This window comes from Amycolatopsis lurida (assembly GCF_900105055.1).
In the GTDB taxonomy this organism is placed as follows: domain Bacteria; phylum Actinomycetota; class Actinomycetes; order Mycobacteriales; family Pseudonocardiaceae; genus Amycolatopsis; species Amycolatopsis lurida.
The window spans coordinates 7324477-7344252 of the sequence record NZ_FNTA01000004.1 but is presented as its reverse complement, the minus strand read 5'-3'; the positions used below and the strand labels follow the sequence as shown (position 1 = coordinate 7344252).

The 19776-nt window shown below is 70.1% G+C and carries 18 protein-coding genes and 1 pseudogene; 10 read left to right on the top strand and 9 right to left on the bottom strand.

The genetic code is table 11. The features are described 5' to 3' along the window. Positions 1 to 14 precede the first annotated feature (14 nt). Complete coding sequence (locus BLW75_RS39860; protein ID WP_034311502.1) at positions 15 to 350, bottom strand: DUF6223 family protein; 336 nt, start codon at positions 348 to 350, stop codon at positions 15 to 17. Between the two features lie 193 nt (positions 351 to 543). Here BLW75_RS39860 and BLW75_RS39855 point away from each other — a divergent pair, with 193 nt between their 5' ends. The 3 genes from BLW75_RS39855 to BLW75_RS39845 all read left to right on the top strand — a co-directional run bounded on the left by BLW75_RS39855 (position 544) and on the right by BLW75_RS39845 (position 3110). Next, a complete protein-coding gene (locus BLW75_RS39855) occupies positions 544 to 1650 on the top strand; it encodes a sensor histidine kinase (protein WP_034311498.1) in 1107 nt (368 codons plus the stop codon). After that, complete coding sequence (locus BLW75_RS39850) at positions 1647 to 2312, top strand: response regulator (protein ID WP_034311496.1); 666 nt, start codon at positions 1647 to 1649, stop codon at positions 2310 to 2312. The genes BLW75_RS39855 and BLW75_RS39850 overlap by 4 nt, the downstream gene beginning before the upstream one ends. A gap of 219 nt (positions 2313 to 2531) precedes the next feature. Then, a complete protein-coding gene (locus BLW75_RS39845; protein ID WP_034311494.1) occupies positions 2532 to 3110 on the top strand; it encodes a hypothetical protein in 579 nt (192 codons plus the stop codon). A 60-nt stretch (positions 3111 to 3170) separates the two neighbouring features. On the opposite strand, the gene BLW75_RS39840 is transcribed toward BLW75_RS39845, so the two are convergent. From BLW75_RS39840 to BLW75_RS39810, 7 genes are read right to left on the bottom strand one after another with little or no spacing between them, the layout of a single operon-like run. Beyond that, complete coding sequence (locus BLW75_RS39840) at positions 3171 to 6482, bottom strand: serine hydrolase (RefSeq protein ID WP_034311492.1); 3312 nt, start codon at positions 6480 to 6482, stop codon at positions 3171 to 3173. Then, on the bottom strand, positions 6479 to 7462 hold the full coding sequence (locus BLW75_RS39835; protein WP_034311490.1) for an ABC transporter ATP-binding protein: 984 nt from the start codon (positions 7460 to 7462) through the stop codon (positions 6479 to 6481). The genes BLW75_RS39840 and BLW75_RS39835 overlap by 4 nt, the downstream gene beginning before the upstream one ends. Beyond that, on the bottom strand, positions 7459 to 9360 hold the full coding sequence (locus tag BLW75_RS39830; RefSeq protein ID WP_034311487.1) for a dipeptide/oligopeptide/nickel ABC transporter permease/ATP-binding protein: 1902 nt from the start codon (positions 9358 to 9360) through the stop codon (positions 7459 to 7461). The genes BLW75_RS39835 and BLW75_RS39830 overlap by 4 nt, the downstream gene beginning before the upstream one ends. A gap of 1 nt (position 9361) precedes the next feature. Next, complete coding sequence (locus tag BLW75_RS39825) at positions 9362 to 10342, bottom strand: ABC transporter permease (protein WP_034311484.1); 981 nt, start codon at positions 10340 to 10342, stop codon at positions 9362 to 9364. Continuing rightward, positions 10342 to 11940 carry an ABC transporter substrate-binding protein gene (locus BLW75_RS39820; protein ID WP_034311483.1) on the bottom strand — a complete coding sequence of 533 codons (1599 nt, stop codon included), beginning with the start codon at positions 11938 to 11940 and terminating at the stop codon, positions 10342 to 10344. Before BLW75_RS39820 ends, BLW75_RS39825 begins: the two co-directional genes overlap by 1 nt. A gap of 9 nt (positions 11941 to 11949) precedes the next feature. Next, positions 11950 to 12852, bottom strand: a complete 903-nt coding sequence (locus BLW75_RS39815; RefSeq protein WP_034311480.1) for a serine hydrolase — start codon at positions 12850 to 12852, stop codon at positions 11950 to 11952. After that, positions 12849 to 14240, bottom strand: a complete 1392-nt coding sequence (locus tag BLW75_RS39810; protein ID WP_034311478.1) for a serine hydrolase domain-containing protein — start codon at positions 14238 to 14240, stop codon at positions 12849 to 12851. Before BLW75_RS39810 ends, BLW75_RS39815 begins: the two co-directional genes overlap by 4 nt. A 656-nt stretch (positions 14241 to 14896) precedes the next feature. Here BLW75_RS39810 and BLW75_RS43855 point away from each other — a divergent pair. The 6 genes and pseudogenes from BLW75_RS43855 to catC all read left to right on the top strand — a co-directional run. Beyond that, positions 14897 to 15019: pseudogene (locus BLW75_RS43855) on the top strand (hypothetical protein); the annotation flags it as partial. Positions 15020 to 15023: 4 nt separating this feature from the next. Continuing rightward, positions 15024 to 15227 (top strand): hypothetical protein, encoded by a 204-nt coding sequence (locus BLW75_RS43850; RefSeq protein ID WP_034311474.1) that lies wholly within the window; start codon positions 15024 to 15026, stop codon positions 15225 to 15227. A gap of 147 nt (positions 15228 to 15374) precedes the next feature. Continuing rightward, a complete protein-coding gene (locus BLW75_RS39795; protein WP_034311472.1) occupies positions 15375 to 16268 on the top strand; it encodes a LysR substrate-binding domain-containing protein in 894 nt (297 codons plus the stop codon). Next, entirely contained in the window at positions 16268 to 17371 is a 1104-nt protein-coding gene (locus BLW75_RS39790) for a mandelate racemase/muconate lactonizing enzyme family protein (RefSeq protein WP_034311470.1), read from the top strand. The genes BLW75_RS39795 and BLW75_RS39790 overlap by 1 nt, the downstream gene beginning before the upstream one ends. Before the next feature lie 26 nt (positions 17372 to 17397). Continuing rightward, positions 17398 to 18249 (top strand): catechol 1,2-dioxygenase, encoded by an 852-nt coding sequence (gene catA / locus BLW75_RS39785; RefSeq protein ID WP_034311468.1) that lies wholly within the window; start codon positions 17398 to 17400, stop codon positions 18247 to 18249. A 23-nt stretch (positions 18250 to 18272) separates the two neighbouring features. Next, positions 18273 to 18560, top strand: coding sequence for a muconolactone Delta-isomerase (catC, locus tag BLW75_RS39780; RefSeq protein WP_034311467.1), 288 nt, complete (start codon positions 18273 to 18275; stop codon positions 18558 to 18560). A 3-nt stretch (positions 18561 to 18563) separates the two neighbouring features. Here the strand turns inward: catC and BLW75_RS39775 are convergent, their stop codons facing one another. Continuing rightward, on the bottom strand, positions 18564 to 18869 hold the full coding sequence (locus BLW75_RS39775) for a hypothetical protein (RefSeq protein ID WP_034311465.1): 306 nt from the start codon (positions 18867 to 18869) through the stop codon (positions 18564 to 18566). Positions 18870 to 19337: 468 nt separating this feature from the next. Between BLW75_RS39775 and BLW75_RS39770 the strand changes: the two genes are divergently transcribed. Then, a complete protein-coding gene (locus tag BLW75_RS39770; RefSeq protein WP_034311462.1) occupies positions 19338 to 19766 on the top strand; it encodes an ATP-binding protein in 429 nt (142 codons plus the stop codon). The last annotated feature ends 10 nt before the right edge of the window (positions 19767 to 19776 follow it).

Genomic DNA, 19776 nt, shown 5'->3' with positions numbered 1-19776 from the left:
CTTGACCGGCTCCGTCAGGCGGCGCGGCGGGCTCGTGACAGGGCAAGCCAGCCGAGGGCCGCGGCGAGCAAGCCGATCACCAGAGCGACGAATCCGCCGACGATTCCGTAGCCGGTGCCGGGGCCGCCCTCGGCCGCGGCCACGACGTAACCACCGCCCGCCATGCCGATCAGCCCCGCAGTGAGCGCCACGAAGGCCCCGCGCCGGGTGGCGCCGGAGCGGATGCGGGCGAGGGCCAGCCCTCCGGCGATCACCCCGATCACCCCCGCCAGCGCGGCCACCAGGGACCAGAGCCGCCCTGAGGTCAGGGAGGCGGCGGCGATCGGCTCGGACAGCAGGTGGACCGGCATGGGGTGCTCCTTCGTTCGACGGCTGGATGTCCCTGAATGGTGTCCGCCGGGACCGCCGGGGGCGTCCCGTGAACGCAGGCAATCCGGGCTACCGCCGATGCCGCAGGAACGCCCGGACTACCGCGGGCGCGGTAGCCCGGGGATCGTCCGCGCGGAGGAGTCGCTCGGACTGGCGGCTGGCTAGGGTTCACCCATGAGCAAGGTCTGGGACTGGGTGATCGCCGTCGGGGTGACGGCGGTCCTGCTGGTCACGGAACTGTCCGGAGTGGACTCCCCCACGAGCCTCGGCTGGCTGGGCCATCTGTTGCTGGTCGCCGGAGGTCTGGCACTCGCCGCGCACCGCCGGGCGCCGATCACGGTGCTGGCCGTGACCGCGGTGTGCGCTTTGGGGTACCAGGCCGTCGGCTTCGATGTTCCGGTCGTCGCCTATCTGGTCGCGGTCTACGGCGCTGTCCGGGCCGGTCACCGGATCGTCGCCGTCGCCGGATCGCTGCTCATGATCGCCGCCCTCCCGTTCGTGCTCCTGGCCTCCGCCAACGCCATCACCGTGGGCGAGGCACTCGCACAGAGCCGGGACGCGCTTCAGCTGGCCTGGCTGATCGCCGCCGGCGCGGCGGGCGAAGCGCTGCGACAGGCCGAACGCCGGGCCGACGAGGCCGAGCGCACCCGCGAGGAGACCGCGCGGCGCCGGGCCGACGAGGAGCGGTTGCACATCGCGCGGGAACTGCACGATTCGCTGACCCACCAGATCTCCGTCATCAAGGTGCAGGCCGAAGTCGCCGTCCACCTGGCGACCAAGCGGGGTGAACCGGTGCCGGAAGCCTTGTTCGCGATCCGGGAAGCCGGTCGTGAGGCGACCAGGGAGCTGCGGGCGACCCTGGAGGCCTTGCGTGACGACGGAACGAGCCCGCCGCACGGGCTCGACCGGATCCCCGAGCTGGTGGAACGGGCGAAGTCGACCGGTCTGGACGCGACGCTCGTCGTCGAAGGGCAGCGGCCCGGCCTGCCCACCGCGGTGGACCGCACCGCATACCGGATCGTTCAGGAATCGCTGACCAACATCGCCCGGCACGCCGAGGCCACGACCGCGTCGGTCCGGATCGACCACCGCCCCGGCGCTCTGGCCATCCGGGTCGACGACGACGGCGAGGCCACCCCGGACACCACACCGGTGCCCGGCGTCGGACTGCTGGGGATGCGCGAACGGGTCACCGCCCTCGGCGGCCGTCTCCACGCCGGACCACGAAGCACCGGCGGGTTCTCCGTCCAGGCCGAACTGCCCGTGGAGCGCACGTCGTGATCCGTGTCCTGCTGGTCGACGATCAGCCGCTTCTCCGCAGCGGCTTCCGCGCGCTACTCGACGTCGAGGACGACATCGAGGTCGTGGCCGAAGCCTCCGACGGGAGCGACGGCGTGACGCTCGCCAGGAAGCATCTGCCCGACATCGCGCTCATCGACATCCAGATGCCCGTCGTCGACGGCATCGAGGCGACCCGGCGTATCGCCGCCGATCCGGCCCTGTCCGGCGTGCACGTCGTCATCCTGACCAACTACGGCTTGGACGAGTACGTCTTCGACGCGCTGCGCGCGGGCGCGGCGGGATTCCTCGTCAAGGACATCGAACCCGAAGACTTCCTGCACGCCGTCCGCGTCGCCGCACGGGGCGACGCCCTGCTCGCGCCGTCGATCACCCGCAAGCTGATCGACCGGTACGTCACCCTACCGCCCGGCGCCGGCACGGGCAGCGGGCTGAAGGAGCTGACCAACCGCGAACGCGAAGCCGTCGCCCTGGTCGCACGAGGGCTGTCCAACGACGAGATCGCCGATCGCATGGTGATCAGCCCGCTGACCGCGAAAACCCACGTCAACCGCGCCATGACCAAACTCCACGCCCGCGACCGCGCGCAACTCGTCGTGCTCGCCTACGAATCGGGTCTGGTCGTACCGGGCGACGCGGGCTAGCCCGATCAGGGCCAGCTGCCCGAGCCTCCCCGGGCGGACCGGACCGCTTTGCCGGTGCCGCGCGGGAAACCGTCTTCGCCGAGCCGGGAGAAGGCCGGTGAATCATGGGCGCGGCGTCTGGTGGGAGGTCCGTGAAGGCCTCCTTGCCTACCCTGAAAGTAGGGAAGGAGGCCTTCACGGACTTCCCGTCGTAAGGGGATGTGCCCGTAGAATGGGGCGATGTCGGGGGACGAATCGAAGAAGACCGATGACGAGCCGGACTACAAGAAGTGGGGCGTCATCGTCGGCACGATCAGCGGGGTTTTCGCCATTCTGGCGGCCGTCAACACGCTGACCGGCTTCAATCCGTTGAAGGGCCTCGCGCCCTCCCCCACCAGCCAGACGTCGGCTTCACGGCCGCTCGCCGTGGCCACGAGCGCGCCGCGGACGACCCGCGAACCGGCGCGAACCACGGAGGAGGCGGAAGCGCCCACCACCCGGGCCGCCCGGACGACGCCACCGGCACGGCCCGACTTCCAGGTGCGCTCCTCGCAGTGGAACGGGCCGTGCGACGACAAGGCCTGCTCGATGAGCGCCGTCTTCCGCAACAACGGCGGCACGGGTTCCGGAACCGCGACGTTCTTCGTGCTGTGGCCGGACAAGTTCAGCTATCTCGCGCAGTGTTCCGTCGTACTGCCCAGAACGGGCGAGGGCGATTTCACCAGCGCCGGATGCGTCGCGAGCAGCGCACAGCTCCAGAACTATTTCCGCACACACCGTGGCGGAACCGTGCGTCTGTACGTCAAAGCCGAAAGCTGACCGGTCCGTGAAGGCCTCCTTCACTGCCCTCAGGGCGGGCAAGGAGGCCTTCACGGCAAGTTAGGACGTCTTAGGCGTCGCCCGCACGCCGTAGTGCATGTACTGCTCACCGGTCGGCAGCGTGTAGAAGGTGACCGGCATCCACGTCCGCGTGCCGGGCTCACGGCACACGAACAGCGAATCCGTCACCGGGACCAGATCGAACTCCTGCGTCTTCTCCGCCAAAAGTTCGGCGAGCGGTCCGGTGGCGGTCTGCCGCAGCCGCAGCCCGTTCCCCTCCGCCAGCACGTCCATCCGCGCGCCTGCCCGTTCGTAGCCGCCCACATGCCTCGATCCGTCGACGGTGACGGGAGTCGCGGGCGGTTCGAGCGGCCGCGGCATCGCCACGTCGGCGAGTTCGGCGACGATCTCCCGGTACAACTCCATGTACAGGTCCCGGGTGTTGCCACCGTTGGTGAGCAGGGTGATGGCGAGCCCCTGATCGGGCAGCAGCCGGAGGAACGCCGACTGGCCGATCGTGTTGCCGTCGTGGCCGATCACACGCTGCCCGCCCCAGGTGTCGCGGATCCAGCCGAGCCCCCAGGAATCGCCGAGCGAGTGCTTATCAGGGATGTCGGTCTGCTTCTCGGCCATCGCGGTGACCGAGGCCGTCGTCAGGATCCGTTCCCCCGCAGGGGTCAGCCCGCCGGTGAGGTGCAGGCGCGCGAAGCCGAGCACGTCCTTCGCGGTGGCGGTGATCAGCCCGGCGGGTCCCATGCTCCTGGGCAGTCCCCAGACCGGTGCGGGTGCCGGATCCTCGTCTCCGTTGGCCACGTGACCGACGGCCGCCCGGAAGAGCAACGCCTCCTCGGGCAGGGTCACGGTGTGGGTGAGACCGAGCGGGGCGAACAGTTTCTCCCGCATCGCCGCGTCCCAGATCAGCCCGGTGAGTTTCTCGATCACCCGGCCCATGACCACGAAACCCGAGTTGCAGTAGGAGAAGGTCTCGCCGAGCGGATGGTTCTGCGCGGCCTGGTCGAGGACTTCGACGTAGCGTTCGAGACAGTCGTCGCCGCGGCCGGTGTCGGTGAAGACGTCGCCGTCGATACCGCTGGTGTGCGTCAGCAGATGCCGCATGGTGACTTTCCCGGCCACCCCGGGATCGGCCAGCCGCAGTTCCGGCAGCACGTCCGCGATCGGCGCGTCCAGTTCCAGGAGACCTTCGTCGACCAGGCGCATCACCACGGTCGCGGTCCACACCTTGGAGATCGAGCCGATCTGGAACACCGAGTCGTCGGTGACCTCGACCCCGGTCTTCGTGTTCAGCACCCCGTATGAGGCAAGCACTTCGGTGTCGTCACCGATCCGGGTGATGCCGAGCGCCGCACCCGGAACGCGGTGCTTGCGGGCCAGCTCGGCCAGCCGTCGCCGCCAGTGCGCGGCCTCGATCGGCACCCGCGACGGTCCGTCGGCAGGCGCCGTGTACTGCTCGACCCATTCGAGAACGCGCCGGTTGAAGTCGAACCGATGCGACGGCGGCCCGTCGAGGATGAACAGGTGCGAGGCGTCCGGGTACAGCACCAGCCGGGACGGGACGCCCCGAGCGCGCAGGGCGCCGAACCACTGTTCGGCCTGGCCGACCGGGCACCGGTCGTCGTTCGCGCCCTGGATGACGAGCGTGGGCGTCTGCACCCGTTCGACCTGGGCGAACGGCGAGAACCGCTCGATGGCCTTGTCCCACGCCGGACCGCCGAGTTCACCGACGGCCAGGTAATGCCCGGCGTCGGACGTGCCGCCCATACTGGTCAGGTCGCTGACCACGCCACCGGCGACGGCTGCGGCGAACCGGCTGTCGCGGCTGGTCAGGTAGCAGGTCATGAAGCCGCCGTAGCTGTAACCCGCGACGGCCAGCCGGTCCGCGTCGGCGATCCCTTCGGCGACCAGGTGGTCCAGGGGTTCCAGGAAGTCGGCCGCGTCGGCGACGCCCCATCCGCCGACGGCGGCGGTGTAGAAGTCCTCGCCGTAGCCGTCGCTGCCCCGCGGGTTGATCAGCAGCACCGCCCAGCCCCGCGCGACGAGTGCCTGGTGATAGAGATGGATCGAGTCGGCCGCGCCGTTCCAGGCGTTGTGCGGGCCGCCGTGGATGTCGAGCAGCAGCGGCGCGGCGCCGGATCGCGCCGGGTCCCGCAGCAGCCAGCCGTGGACGACGGTGCCGTCGCCGATGGTGAATTCCCGTTCCTCGTGGCGGAAAAGCTCGACCTCGGCCACGGAGGCGCCGTGCTTCGTGCGCACGTCGACGGCGCCGGTGGCCCGGTCGACGACGGCGACCTCGCCGAACGAATCACCCGTGGCCAGGACGACCACGACCCGCCCGCCCGCGATGTCCATTCCGGACACCACGCGATCCGAGCCCGCCAGTACCGCACGCGGGCTCTCACCGTCCACTTCGTACAGATGGGTGCAGCCGCGGTCCCGGACGCCGAACAGCACGGCGCCGTCCTCCGTCACCTGTGGCAGGGCTCCCGGGTAGCCGGGGCCGCCGGGCATCACGTTGCGGTCCAGGGAGGCGGTCAGCTCGACCGGGTCCCCGCCGTCGAGCGGGACACGCCACAACCCGAGATGACCGACCTCGGTGTCGGCCCGTCCGACCACCAGCAGCGCGCCGCCGTCGGCGGTCCAGCCGACCGTGCCCGCCATGCCCTCACCGGAGCCGATCAGCCGCGGCTCGGCGGTCTTCGCGGTCACGTCGAGCACGTAGGCACCGGAACGGAAGGTCAGATCGGCGTCGCCGTCCTGTCCGGACGAGAAGGCGAGGTGCGTGCCGTCAGGCGACCAGGCCGGATCGCCGGCGTGCCAATCGCCGAAGGTGACCTGCCGGACTTCCCGCGTGGCGACGTCGAGGACGTGCAGATGCTTGCGGATGGTCTTGATCAGCCCGGCGCCGTCGGCCTTGAAGTCCAGCCGATCGGCCACCACGGGGGCGTTCGGCGCGGATTCACCGCCCGCCAGGTCGACCGCGGCCGAGAAGGCGATCTTGCCGCCGTCCGGGCTCCAGACCGGCGCACCCGCCCCGAGCGGGAGTTCGGTGACCTGTTCGGCCTCCCCGCCCGACGACGGCAGGAACCACACCTGCGGCGGCCCGTCCTGTGCCCGGAGGAACGCGATCCGCGCGCCGTCCGGTGCCCATTTCGGCGCCATGTCGGCGGTTCCGCGCGTGAGCGGCCGGGCTTCGCCGGTGGTCGCGCCGACCTCCCAAAGCGTGTTCACGTTCCGGTCCTCGTCACGATCCGCGGTGCGCAGGACGTAGACGATCCGGTCACCGTCCGGGGACAGCGAAGGCTGGCTGGGGACGGCGATGTCGTACAGGTCGTCGGGACCGAGACGTCGGGTCATGATGCGTTTGCTCCTCTGGGGATCGTGAGCTCGTTGTCGCTGAAGTGGCAGGCCGCCGAGTGACGCCGGTGTGCCGCGTCTTCCGCGGGATCCACCTGAAGGCAGAGTTCGCGGTCGGTGCGCACGAGCGGGCCGACCGGGCAGCGCGGGTGGTAGCGGCATCCGCCGGGCGGATGGTGCGGGTCGGCCGGTTCGGCGTCGGCGGTCGCCTCGTCCGAGCCGGTGCCGAGCAGCGAGCTCGTCGCCGACGGCGCCGCGGCGAGCAGGTCACGCGTGTACGGATGCCGCGGATCGGTGAGCACCTGTTCGGCCGGGCCGACCTCGACGATGCGGCCCAGGTACATCACGGCGACGACGTCGCTGAGATAGCGGATCACCGCGAGGTTGTGCGAGATGAACAGCATCGAAAGGCCGAGCCGCCGTTGCACGGACCGGACGAGGTTGAGCACCGCGCCCTGCACCGAGACGTCGAGCGCGGAGGTGATCTCGTCCGCGATCAGCACCTCCGGCCGTCCGGCCAGCGCGCGGGCGAGCGCCACCCGTTGCCGCTGGCCGCCGGACAGCCGCCCCGGCAGGTGGCCCGCGCGGTCGGGATCGAGGTTGACCAGCTCCAGCAGCCGGGCGACCTCGTCGCGGCGTGCCGCGCGCCCGGGGAGGACGCCACGCGGGATCGCTTCGGTGATCGATTCCCCGATGCTCATCCGGGGGTCCAAAGAGGAATACGGATCCTGGAACACCATCTGCAACGGCGGGCGGCGGGGCAGTTCGCGGACGTCCACGCCACCCAGCAGGACCCGTCCGGCGCTGATCGGCGAAAGCCCGACGGCGGCGCGGGCCAGCGTCGACTTCCCCGACCCCGATTCACCGACCAGCCCCACGACCTGTCCGGAAGGGACGGTGAGCCCGACCCGGTCGACGGCGGTGAGGCCGCGCCGACCGCCGTAGCGCACGCTCACCGCGTCGAAGACGAGATCGCTCACTCCGCACCTCCTGCGGTCACGGTTTCCTTGACAGGCGGGGAAAGCGGCGCCGGATACCAGCAAGCGACGCGATGCCCGGGTTCCACGCGCTCCAGCGCCGGGTCTTCGAGACGGCATCGATCGGTCACCGCCGGGCACCGGTCGGCGAAAGCGCAGCCGGTGGGCACCCGATCCGGTTCCGGCGGGCGGCCGGGGATCACCGCGAGCGGCGCGTCGCGATCGGTCTCGAGGTCGAGTGTCGCGGCCAGCAAGGCCCGCGTGTACGGATGCCGCGGTGTTCCGGCGGTCGGCAGGTCCTCCACCACCCGGCCCGCGTACATGACCAGCATCCGTTCACACGTCTGCGAAACGACCGCGATGTCGTGGCTGATCAGGATGATCGCGGTGTCCCGTTCGGCCCTGGTCCGCGCCAGCAGGCGCAGCAGCTGCCGCTGCACGGTGACGTCCAGCGCCGTGGTCGGCTCGTCGGCGATGATGAGCTTCGGGTCGCCCATCAGGCCCATGCCGATCATCGCGCGCTGCCGCATCCCGCCGGAGAACTCGTGCGGATACTGCCGCGCACGCCGTTCGGCGGCGGGAATTCGCACCGCGCGCAACCGGTCCACGGCCCGTTCGAGGGCCTTGGCCCGCGGGAGTCCCTGGTGCTGCTCGGCGACTTCGGCCAATTGGCGGCCGATCCGCCTGGTGGGGTTGAACGAGGTCATCGGATCCTGGAACACCATCGCCAGCGACGTGCCGAGCAGGCCGCGCAACTCCCGTTCCGGGGTCGTCAGCAACGGTTTCCCGGCGAATTCGAGCTTGTCCGCGGTGACCACGGCCGGCGCTTCGACCAGCCGCGACACCGCCAGCCCGGTCAGGCTCTTGCCCGAGCCCGACTCGCCGACGACACCGATCGCCTCACCGGCGCGGACGGTGAAACCCACCCCGCGCACCGGAACGGTCCAGCCCGCCGGGTTCGGGAACGCGACCTGGAGGTTCTCCACGACCAGCACGGCGTCTTCGGGGGTCTCCCCGGCGTCGTCCCTGGCCGGCACGACCGGCCGCGGTGCGAGTTTGCGCAATCCGGTGCGCACACCGATCACCCCGGCGACGGTCTCCCCCACCAGGTTGAAGGCGAGCCCCGCGAGGACGACCGCGACACCGGGCGCCAGCGCCGCCGCCGGGTTGACGTAGATGCCGTTGAGTCCTTCGCCGAGGATCCGCCCCCAGTCGTATTCGGGGGCCTGCACGCCGATGCCGAGGAAGGACAAACCGGCGAAGGCGAGCAGTGCGCCGCCCGCGCCGATGGTCGCGTTGACCACCAGCGGTTCGCCGATATTGGGCAGGATGTGCCGGAACAGCAACCGGATCCGGCCGACGCCGGAGATCCTGGCCGCCGCGACGAAATCCCGTCCCGCCACCGAAGCGGCCATCGTCTGCGCCAGCCGCGCGAACGCCGGGGCCAGCGCGAAACCGACCGCCAGCACGGCGCCGTGCGTCCCGACGCCGAAGATGACCGAGAAGAACAACACCAGCAGCAGTCCGGGAAAGGCGACCGCGATGTTGACCGCCGCGATCACCAGCCTGGCGAGCGGACGCGGCAGCACCGAGGGCAGCGTGCCGAGCACGAGCCCGGTCACCACCCCGAGCGCGGTGGCGAGCAGCGCCAGCACGATCGACAGCCTGGTCGCCACCAGCACGCGGTACAGGATGTCGCGGCCGAGATCGTCGGTGCCCAGCCAGTGCGCCGCCGACGGTCCCTGGGCGATCGCGTTCGTGTCGATCTCGAAAGCCTTGTCCTGCCACAGGATCGGCGCCAGCACCGCGAGCACGATCACCAGTGCCAGCAGGGCGGCCGAGCACGCGCCCAGCGGAGTGCGCAGTGCCCCGAGCCATTTCGCCCCGCGCGGATTCGCCATCTCAGTTCTCCCGGATCGTCGAACGCGGATCGAGGACGGCCAGCAGCACGTCCACCGTCAGGTTCACCAGCAGGACACCGATGCCGTAGACGAGCACGATTCCCTGGACCTGCGGATAGTCCTTCTGCAGGATCGACTGCGTGATGGTGGAACCGAGACCGGGCCAGGCGAACACGTTCTCCACCAGCACCGTCCCGGCGACCATCCCGGTCAGCATCAGCCCGCCCATGGTCAGGGTCGCGGTCAGCGCGTTCGGCAGCGCGTGCCGCAGGTAGACCAGCCGCGCGGGCAGGCGTTTCGCCCGTGCCGTGCGGATGAAGTCGTTGCCCAGCACGGAAAGCGTCTCCACGCGGACGATGCGGGAGAGCACCGACGCCGGGCCGAGCGCCAGCGCGATCACCGGGAGCACGAGAGCGCCCGATGCTTCGCTGCCCGCCACCGGGAACCAACCCAGCCGGACCGCGAAGAACGCCACCAGCGCCACCGCGACCAGGAACTCCGGGATCGCGGCCAGAAGGACCGTCGTCGAGGTGAACGCCAGTTCCCCGCCGCGACGGCGGCCGCCGCGGGTCAGCACGGCGAACAGCAGGCCCAGCGGGATCGCGACCGCGATCACCACCACGAAGGCGGGCAACGCCAGCTGCAGGGTCGCGGGGAGCCGGTCGCCGATGACGTCCGCGACCGGCACCCCGGTGGTCATCGACGTTCCCCAGTCGCCTGAGAAGAGCCCGGCGAGATAGTCGACGTACTGCTTCCACAGCGGGTCGTCCAGGCCGAGCGCGGCCCGCCGGGCGTTCACCAGCTCGGCGGGCGCGGTCAGCCCGAGCGCCGCGCGGACCGGGTCGCCGGGGATCAGCTGGATCATCAGGAACGCCGTGGTGACCAGCACCCACAGCGAGACCGCGAACCGGCCGAGGCGGCGGATCCCGAACGACAGCCAAGGGCTGCTCCCCGGGCCCGCCGTCGCGACGGCGCTCGTCATCAGGAGTACATCCGGATCGACGACGGCAGGATCTGCCCCTGGTTCATCTCGAACCGCGCACCGTTCGCGAAGGTCGGGATGGTCGAGTTCACGAACGGCACCACGTCGAGCCGTTCGAACAGCGCGGATTCGGCGGCCAGCCAGTCACCGCAACCGGATTCGCCCGCCTGCGCCGACGCCTTGCCCGCGAGCTCGGTGTACCGGGGATTCCCGATATGCGCGAAATTCGTGCCCTCCGGCGGTTTCGCGCCGGAGACGAACGGAACGGCCTGGCTGGGCAGGACGAAGCCCAGCGGTGCCAGCGACACCTCCCACTCACCGGTGCCGAACAGCACCTGGCTGGTACCGGGACCATCGACGGCCTTGATCGTGGCGTCGGCCCCGATGTTCCTCCACGCCTGCAGGATCAGCTCCGCGGCCGAGACCATCGTCGGCCCGACCTGGGTGCCGTAGACGACGGTGAGCGCGAGCCGTTTGCCGTTCTTGGCCCGCACTCCGTCCGGGCCGGGCGCCCACCCCGCGGCGTCGAGCCCGGACTTCGCGGCGGCGACGTCGAACGGGGGAAGCTTGCCGTTGATCGAATCACCGGGGCATGCCAAGGGTTCTCCGGTGACGAGGCCCTTGGCGGGCTGCCCGTTGCCGGTGGTGAGCACCTTGCCGATCTGGCCGAAATCGAGCGCCTGGGTCAGTGCCCGGCGCACCGCCTCGTCCTGACCGGGCCTGCCGGGCGCCTGGTTGAAGAAGATCTCGCCCATCGGCACGACGATGTCGGCGTGGAACAACTTCTGCGACCGCAGCCGCTGCTGGTCCTGTCCGGTCACCTGCGCCGCGCTGAGTTCCCCGGACAGCAGCAGATTCGCCGTCGTCGTCATGTTCGGCACGACCCGGAAGACCACTTTTTCGGGCAGGCCCGGCTGTTCGCTCTTCCAGTCGCCGGGGCCCCAGGCGTAGTCCTTGCGCCGGGTGAGGGTGTAGTGGTCGTTCGGCACGATCTCGGTCATGGTGAACATGCCGGTGCCGTGCTGCCCCTTCGCGACGGACGCCCGGTCCGCCATTCCCTTGGCGCAGACGATCGGCACGGCCGCCACGTTGCGCAGCAGGAACGAATCCGGTGACCCACTGGTGACCGTGACGGTCCTGGCGGCGTCGTCGGCGACCGCCTTCGTCCCCGCTTTGACACTGACCCCGGTCAGCGGGGACTTGGTCGCCGGATCACCGACGTGGTCGATGTTCGCGGCCACGTCGCGAGCGGTCAGCGGCGAACCGTCCGCACACTTCACCCCGTCGCGCAGGGTGAAACTCGCCGTGGTCGTCGTGGCCTCCCACTTCTCCGCCAGCCCCGCCACCGGTTTGCCCGCGGAATCGAGGTGGATCAGGCCGTCGTAGAGGAAGCGGCCGATCTGCCTGGCGATCGACAGCACGGTGATGGCCGGGTCGAGCGTCCCCGGATCGGTCGAAAGGCCCACCGTGAAGGTCTTGCCATCGGCCGGTTTCTGGTTCGCGGTCCGGTCCTCCCCGGATTGCGACGTCCCCCCGCACGCGCTCACGGTCAAGGCCACCACGCCCGCCATGGCGGCGGTGAGCCGAGCTGTCTTCATGCGGTTCTCCTACGGTTTGACGGGAAGTGCGCGAAGGTGGTCCACGGCAAGGCGCGCCGCCGTGCCGATCGAGGCGTCGACCGCGGGCAGGCGGTCGGCGAGGGATTCGGCGCGGGTGAACACCGCGACGGCGTACCGGCGACCGTCCACATCGGACACGACGCCCGCTTCGTTGCGGACGGCGGGAAGCGTCCCGGTCTTGGCCGCGACCGCCACCCCGGCGGGGAAACCGGACGACATCCGGTGCGGCCAGATCTGCTGCGCCATGATCTTCCGCACGCGGTCACAGGCGGCCGGGTCGCCCGCGCGGTCGGTCCAGATCGCGTCCAGCAGCGCGGTGATCTCCCGCGGGGTCGACGACGTCGTGCGTTCCGGATCGAGCACCGAGAGCTTCCACAGCTGTTCCGGCGTGGCGGCGGCGAAGACGGCTTCCAGATCGTCGTCCGGTTTACCGCCGAGATCGGCGATCACCGAGGCGAAGAGGTCCTCGCAGCAGCCGATCAACCGCGTCCTGACGAGCCCGAGGTCGGCGAGCACCCGGTCGACGGCCTCCTGCCCGACCCGGTGATAGACGAGGTCGGTCGCGGCGTTGTCGCTCATCGTCAGCATGAAATGGGCCAGGTCGCGCCAGCTCATCTCGACGTCGTCCGCGCAGCCCGCGGTGCCGACCCCGCCGATCCGGTACCGGGCGGTGACGAGGGTCCGCTCGGTCTCGTCCAGCCGTCCGGCTGCCACTTCCCCGGCATAGGCGAGGGCGACCGGGATCTTGAACACCGACGCGAGCACGACCGGATCGTCCGCGCCCACGGCGACCTCGGGACCATCGGAGACGCCGACCTCCCGCGCGTGGACGAATCCGCGTGCTCCGGCGGCCGCGAAGACCGCCTCGATCTCGTCGGCGATCCGGCTCACCGGCTCACCCGCCGGTCGGCGCGGCCGGTGTGGAGGTACAGCGCCCGGCCGTTGCCGTCGTCGCCGACGAACGCGTGTGGCATGTGCAGGCCGGGCATCGTCTTGTAGGCCGCGACGAGCGTGTCGTCCTTGTAGGCCAGCAACTGCGACTTTTCGGCTTCGCCGCCCGTGTCGGCCATGACACCCTTCGGAATACGCTCGATCCACAGCTTGCCGTCGTCGTCCAGGCTGACCACGGTGTCGGCCACCCGCGACGAGTACTCGCCGACATACCTGGACGGGTCGGCCGGTGCCACCGCCGCGTTCGGCTCCGGCAGGGTGGGGACCTCGACGTCGGCGAGGTCGCCCAGCACCTTCCGGAAGATGTCCGCGTACAGGCGGAGGGTCTGACCTCCGTTGGTCAGCAGGGCGACCGCGACGTTGCGGCCCGGGACCACCCGAAGGAAGGCCGACTGGCCGATGGTGCCGCCGTCGTGGCCGATCACCGGGCCGCCCGGCCAGTCGAAGAGCATCCAGCCCAAGCCCCACGCGCCGCCCATCAGGCCGAGGTCGGGCAGCTCGACCTGGCGTTCCCACATCGATCGCACCGTTTCCGGCCGGAGCACCTGGGTGCCGTCATCCGCCCGGCCTTCGGACAGGTGCATCCGCGCGAAGGTGAGCAGGTCGCGCGGGCGCATCGAGAGCGTCGATCCGGCCGGCGCGTTCGACCGGGCCAGCGCCCAGACCCCGGCGGGCCGCGGTTCGTCGTCCGGTGACGGCGCGAGGTGCCCGATCGCGGCGCGGTACCGGATCGCGTCATACGGCCCGGCGGCCGCGTGCGTCAGCCCCAGCGGAGCGAAGAGATGGTCACGCAGGCAGTCGTCGTAGGACTTGCCCCGCAGCACCTCGACGACGCGGCCGAGCACGCAGTAGGCGGCGTTGTTGTAGGAGAACATCTCCCCCGGCTGGAACAACTGGGGCACGTCCGACAGCGTCGCGACGAGCTTCTGCACGCAGTCGTCGCCCACACCGGTCTCGGTGAAGATGTCGCCTTCGAAACCGGAGGTGTGGCAGGTCAGCTGCCGGACCGTGATCCGCGACGCCGCGTCGTCGTCGGCGAGGACGAACTCCGGCAGGTAGCTCCGCACCGGCTTGTCGAGGTCGAGGAGACCTTCGTCGACGAGCTGCATCGCCAGCGTCGTCGTCCACACCTTGGTGATCGAGCCGATCTGGAACACCGAATCCACTGTGGACTCGACGCCGGTGTCCTTGTTCAGCACGCCGGCCGCGTGATCGATCACCTCGCCACCGGCGAGGACCGCGACAGCCGCGCCGGGAACCCCGTGTTCGGCCAGCAGGGCGGAAAGGTTCTCTTCCAACCAGGCGTCGATTTCGGAAAGTTTCGCCATGTTCCACCTCGTGTCCGGGAAAGCGTCGGCCGCAGTTCCCGGGATGCTATGCCGGTGACCGGCGTCACCGATTCGTGCGGAACGACGAGAGCGACGGAAAAGTTCATCCGCGCATACGAATCAATCGGTTCCGCCCTCCTGGATTCTGAGCCGTCCCGCGTACCCGGCGGGCGCACGCACCGCTGGTCCGATCCGACCAAGTCCGGCGCCGCGGTTCGTGTCATGCGACGAACCGGACGTCCACCGCAGGCCTTCGGAGCGACCGTCAAGACCGCGTCCGTCGAACTCGCCGGATTCGCCCGCCCGGACCTTCCGTTCCGGCTCGATCCCCGTCCCCACCGGGTTATCCACCAACCGGATACCGGCTCTTTCGGTTCCTTTCCCTTGCCGTGAAAGGATTTCCGCGCGGTTGCCACCGGAAAACGTCGCGCTTGCGTTGTGGCGACCGAAATACCGGGTCGACCTCATCGACCGGGTCTGGGGCGAGTCGCCGCCCGCCCAGGTGCGCCCCGCGAACACCCCCCGACGCCACCAGGCTGAGCGCGGCGCTCGAGCTCTGGGCGCACCCACCGGACCCTGCACCAGGAACACGCGGCGGCGGTCCTCGCGTGGGCCGAGGCCAAGATCCGTGACGGCGACGCGGCTCGACACTCAGCCTGCTGACCGAGCTCACCGACGAGCATCCGCTGGAGCCCGCCGCGGCGGCGCTGATACGGGCGTCGTACGCCGTGGGCCGCGGCACCGACGCGCTCCTCCACTGCGAACGGGTTCTCCGCGCACTGCGTGAAGAACTCGGCGTGGACCCCGGACCGGAACTCATCGCCGTGCACGAGCAGGTCGCGCGCCCACCGAGGGCTCGCCCGGGTCGCCTCCGATCCGGAAACCGTGCGCGACCACTGCGAACGCGCGATCGCGCTCTACGGCGAACTGGGCCTCCCCGCCGCCGAACACACCGAAGCGGAGCTCGCGAAGTCGTCTCTGTCCTGAAAGGACGGTGCAGGGCCACCCAGGCTGACCTAGGCTGCATATTGATAGCTGCCGTTTATCAATAAGCCCGAACCAAGTCTTTGTCTTCGATGATTCCGCTTCGTACCGTGAACGGATCGGCGGCAGAGCAACGGAGGGAGGCGTCTCATGGAACTTCGTCACCTGCGCTACTTCGTCACCGTCGCCGAGACCTGCCACTTCGGCCGGGCCGCCGAGCGGCTGCACGTCGCGCAGCCCGCGCTCTCGCACACCATCCGCCAGCTGGAGGAGGAACTCGGCGTCGTCCTGCTGGCTCGTACGACCCGGCAGGTCCGCGTGACACCGGCGGGTGAGTTCTTCCTGGCCGAAGCCCGGCGCGTCCTCGCGGGGCTGGACGTGGGAGTACGCGGCGTCCGCCGGATCGGCGAGGGCAAGCGGGGCCTGCTCCGGGTCGGGTTCACCGGCACCGCGGCGTTCTCCCATCTGCCGCGGCTGGCCAGGGCACTCGCCCAGCGGGTGCCGGACGTGGAGCTGGAGATCCGTGCCGACCTCCTGACCGCCGAGCAGTGCGAGCGCCTGCGCACCGGAACGCTGGGGATCGGGGTGCTCCGCCCGCCGGTCACCGGGGACGACATCGGCTTCCGGGTGATCGAGAGCGAACCGCTGGTCCTCGCCGTCCCCGCCGACCACCGGCTGGCCGCCGAACCCGTCGTCGCGATGACGGAGCTGCGGTCCGAACCTCTCGTGACCTACGACCGGCGCAACTCCGTCGTGTACGACGCCGTCGCCCGCAGCTGCCGGGAGGCGGCGCTGACGCCCCATCAGCTGCACGAGGCCTCCGGGACGGCGGTCCTGCTGGCGCTGGTCGCCGGTGGACTGGGAGTCGGCGTGGTGCCCGCGTCGGCGCGGGCCCTGCCGCTGGCCGGTGTCGTGTTCCGCGACCTCGCCGGAGCGGCGACCGTGGAGCTGGCGCTGGCGTGGCACCACGAGAGCCGGTCCCCGCTCGTCACGACCGTCCTCGACGCGCTCGAAGACGTCTTCCCTACCACCGAAAGCACCTGATGAAGATCACGCGAGTCGAGGCGATCCCGTTCGCCATCCCGTACCGGAAGCCGCTGAAATTCGCTTCGGGCGAGGTGCACGTCGCCGAGCACGTCCTCGTGCGGGTGCACGCCGACAACGGTGTCGTCGGCGTGGCCGAGGCGCCCCCGAGGCCGTTCACCTACGGCGAGACCCAGGCGGGGATCGTCGCGGTGATCGACTCCCTGTTCGCCCCGCAGGTGGCCGGTCTCAGCCTGCTCGACCGCGAAACGGTGCACTCCCGGCTGGCCCGCACGGTCGGCAACCCGACCGCGAAATCCGCCATCGACATGGCCGTCTGGGACGCGCTCGGCCGCAGCCTCGACGTGTCGGTGACCGAACTGCTCGGCGGCTACACCGACCGCATGCGCGTCTCCCACATGCTCGGCTTCGACGAGCCGTCCGCGATGGTCGCCGAGGCCGAACGGATGCGGGAGACCCACGGCATCACCACCTTCAAGGTCAAGGTCGGCCGTCGTCCGGTGTCGCTCGACACCGCCGTCGTACGCGCGCTGCGGGAGCACTTCGGTGACGCCGTCGACCTCTACGTCGACGGAAACCGTGGCTGGACCGCCGCCGAATCCGCCCGCGCGATGCGGGAGATGGCCGACCTCGGCCTGCTGTTCGCCGAGGAACTCTGCCCCGCCGACGACGTCCTCGGCAGGCGCTGGCTCGTGCGGCAGCTCGACGTGCCGTTCATCGCCGACGAATCCGCGGTGACGCCTGCCGACGTGACCCGCGAGATTCTCGGCGGCTCCGCGACCGCGATCAGCATCAAGACCGCCCGCACCGGCTTCACCCGCTCGCAGCGCACCCATCACCTCGCCGAAGGGCTCGGCCTGGAAGTCGTGATGGGCAACCAGATCGACGGCCAGCTCGGCTCACTGTGCACGGTCGCCTTCGGTTCGGCCTACGCACTGACGTCACGCCGCCCCGGCGAACTTTCGAACTTCCTCGACATGAGCGACGACCTGCTCACCGAGCCCCTGCGCGTCATCGACGGCGAACTCACCGTCCGCCCCGGCGCCGGCCTCGGTGCCGAAATCGATCCGGAGAAGCTCCGGCGCTACCGCCAGGACCACTGACGCCCACCACGAATCAAGGAGGATTCATGACCGCCATCCACGAGCCTGCCACCGCGGCCGCGTCCGGCGCCAACGCGACAGAACGGTTCAAGAACGACAAGTTCGCCGGCGTCGCCGGAACACCGAAGGAGCGGGTCAGCCTGCTGGCCCGTGAGGTGCTGGAGGCAGTGCACGGCACGATCCGGAAGCACAAGGTCACCTACGACGAGTACAACGCGCTCAAGTCGTGGCTGATCGGCGTCGGCGAGGACGGCGAATGGCCGCTGTTCCTCGACGTCTGGGTGGAGCACGTCGTCGAGGAGGTCGCCACCGAGCACCGCGAGGGCAACAAGGGCACCATCGAGGGGCCGTACTACGTGCCCGGAGCGCCCGAGCAGGGCGCCCGTGGCCCGGTCCCGATGCGAGAGGACGAGCCCGGCACCCCGCTCGTCTGGACCGGCCGGGTCACCTCCACCGACGGCACGGCGCTGACCGGCGCGAAGGTCGAGCTGTGGCACGCCGACGCGGACGGCTTCTACTCCCAGTTCGCACCCGGCATCCCGGAATGGAACCTGCGCGCGAGCTTCACCGCCGGCTCCGACGGCCGGTTCGAGATCCACACCGTGCGCCCCGCGCCGTACCAGATCCCGACCGACGGCTCCTGTGGCAAGCTCATCGCCGCGGCGGGCTGGCACGCGTGGCGCCCGGCGCATCTGCACGTCAAGGTCTCCGCCCCCGGGCACGAGCTGCTCACGGCCCAGCTGTACTTCCCCGGCGACGAGCACAACGACGACGACATCGCTTCCGCGGTCAAACCGGAACTGGTGCTGGATCCGCGCCCGTCAGGCGAGGGCGAGACCGTCGAGTACGGCTTCGTCCTCGACCCCGAACGTCCCTGATCAGTGTCCTTTTGGAGTGACCGATGCTCTACCACGTGCGCATGGACGTCCGCCTGCCGCCGGACCTCGATCCGGCGGAGCGTGCCGACCTCATCACGCGCGAAAAGGCGTACAGCCAAAAGCTTCAGCGTGCGGGGAAGTGGCCGCAGCTGTGGCGGATCGCGGGCGAGTACGCGAACTTTTCGATCCTCGACGTCGCCGACCACGACGAGCTGCACACGCTTCTGTCCGGCCTGCCGTTGTTCCCGTACATGGACATCGCGGTCACGCCGCTGGCGGCGCACCCGTCCAAGGTCGGGGCCGGTAGCTGAGGATCAGTCTTTTCTCTTCGCGAAGAGGGGCCCCTTCGAAACGATCATCCCGATACCGAAGCCCAGCACCGTGACCCCGAACATGAAAAGCAGGAAGCCGCCGATCTTCGCCTCGGCCTCGGTGTCCGGGCTGCGCGACGAGTTCGACGAACGGGAGATCACGGCGTCCGGATCGGCGATCGCGTCGACCCCTACGTAGAACAAGGCCATCGAGGCGAGGATCAGGAAGATGCCGCCGGCGATGCGTTTGCCGGTCCGGCCCGGTGGAGCGGCGCCTTGGCTGTCCTCAGTGGAGTTGGACTCTGGCATGGGCCGCAACATATCAGCCGTCCAGACGAAGGTGAGGTGAGCGCGATGGCGACCGCGCACGGCACCTCGGGTCAGGTAGCCGATGCTCGTTTCCGCCTGGTCGCACCGGAAGGATGCCGGGCCTGCGTGTCTGAAGGCGTAATTCGCGTGCTTGAAGGCGTAACTCGCGTGTTTGGAGCCGTATCTCGCGAGTTACGCCTTCAAGCACGTGAGATACGGCTCCAAGCACGCGAGTTCCGGCCGGCGGGAGGGCAGGTTTCGTTCGCCGGGGAGCACTTGACGAAACCGCCACGGGTAGGAAAGGGACATCGTGGGTACCCAAGGCCATGACGCCGGCGGCCATGGGGGGCGCGGGCGACGAGGAAGGAGTCGATCGTGTATCGACATACTCCAGACCCGAGGTTGGAGAGGAGCGACTCCGCAGGCGACGCGGTTGTTCCGGAGTCCGGAGCTGGCTTGGGCGCGCCGATGGACACCGCCGTGCGGTCGGCTTTCGAGGAGCTCGTTCCGGCGCTGGCGGGCGAGGTCGCTCTGCTCCGCCGGAAACTGAGGGGCTGGCTGGACGCCTTGCCCCTCGACCCGAACAGTAAGGACGACATCACCATCGCCACGTACGAGGCGATGGCCAACACGGCGGTCCACGCCTACCCCGGCAGGCAAGGCTGGGTCCGTCTTTACGCCGACTGGGCGGGCGACGCGATCTCCGTCACGGTGACCGATACGGGGGACGGCATCCCCGCGACGCGGTCGCGTGCGGACAAACCCCCTTCCGGTGGCCGCGGCTTGAGCCTGATCGACGAGGTCACCGACCAGATGACCGTCGAGACCGGTGCGCACGGCACCCGGGTGGCCATGGTGTGGCGGCCTGCCGCGCTCCGGCAGAACACGGCGTCCTGACCGGGACAGC

What these genes read in the sequence shown, in the direction of transcription:
- BLW75_RS39860 (WP_034311502.1), bottom strand. Translation starts at nt 350, where the DNA reads ATGCCGGTCCACCTGCTGTCCGAGCCGATCGCCGCCGCCTCCCTGACC.
- BLW75_RS39855 (WP_034311498.1), top strand. Translation starts at nt 544, where the DNA reads ATGAGCAAGGTCTGGGACTGGGTGATCGCCGTCGGGGTGACGGCGGTC.
- BLW75_RS39845 (WP_034311494.1), top strand. Translation starts at nt 2,532, where the DNA reads ATGTCGGGGGACGAATCGAAGAAGACCGATGACGAGCCGGACTACAAG.
- BLW75_RS39840 (WP_034311492.1), bottom strand. Translation starts at nt 6,482, where the DNA reads ATGACCCGACGTCTCGGTCCCGACGACCTGTACGACATCGCCGTCCCC.
- BLW75_RS39830 (WP_034311487.1), bottom strand. Translation starts at nt 9,360, where the DNA reads ATGGCGAATCCGCGCGGGGCGAAATGGCTCGGGGCACTGCGCACTCCG.
- BLW75_RS39825 (WP_034311484.1), bottom strand. Translation starts at nt 10,342, where the DNA reads ATGACGAGCGCCGTCGCGACGGCGGGCCCGGGGAGCAGCCCTTGGCTG.
- BLW75_RS39820 (WP_034311483.1), bottom strand. Translation starts at nt 11,940, where the DNA reads ATGAAGACAGCTCGGCTCACCGCCGCCATGGCGGGCGTGGTGGCCTTG.
- BLW75_RS39810 (WP_034311478.1), bottom strand. Translation starts at nt 14,240, where the DNA reads ATGGCGAAACTTTCCGAAATCGACGCCTGGTTGGAAGAGAACCTTTCC.
- BLW75_RS39795 (WP_034311472.1), top strand. Translation starts at nt 15,375, where the DNA reads ATGGAACTTCGTCACCTGCGCTACTTCGTCACCGTCGCCGAGACCTGC.
- BLW75_RS39790 (WP_034311470.1), top strand. Translation starts at nt 16,268, where the DNA reads ATGAAGATCACGCGAGTCGAGGCGATCCCGTTCGCCATCCCGTACCGG.
- catA (WP_034311468.1), top strand. Translation starts at nt 17,398, where the DNA reads ATGACCGCCATCCACGAGCCTGCCACCGCGGCCGCGTCCGGCGCCAAC.
- catC (WP_034311467.1), top strand. Translation starts at nt 18,273, where the DNA reads ATGCTCTACCACGTGCGCATGGACGTCCGCCTGCCGCCGGACCTCGAT.
- BLW75_RS39775 (WP_034311465.1), bottom strand. Translation starts at nt 18,869, where the DNA reads ATGCCAGAGTCCAACTCCACTGAGGACAGCCAAGGCGCCGCTCCACCG.
- BLW75_RS39770 (WP_034311462.1), top strand. Translation starts at nt 19,338, where the DNA reads ATGGACACCGCCGTGCGGTCGGCTTTCGAGGAGCTCGTTCCGGCGCTG.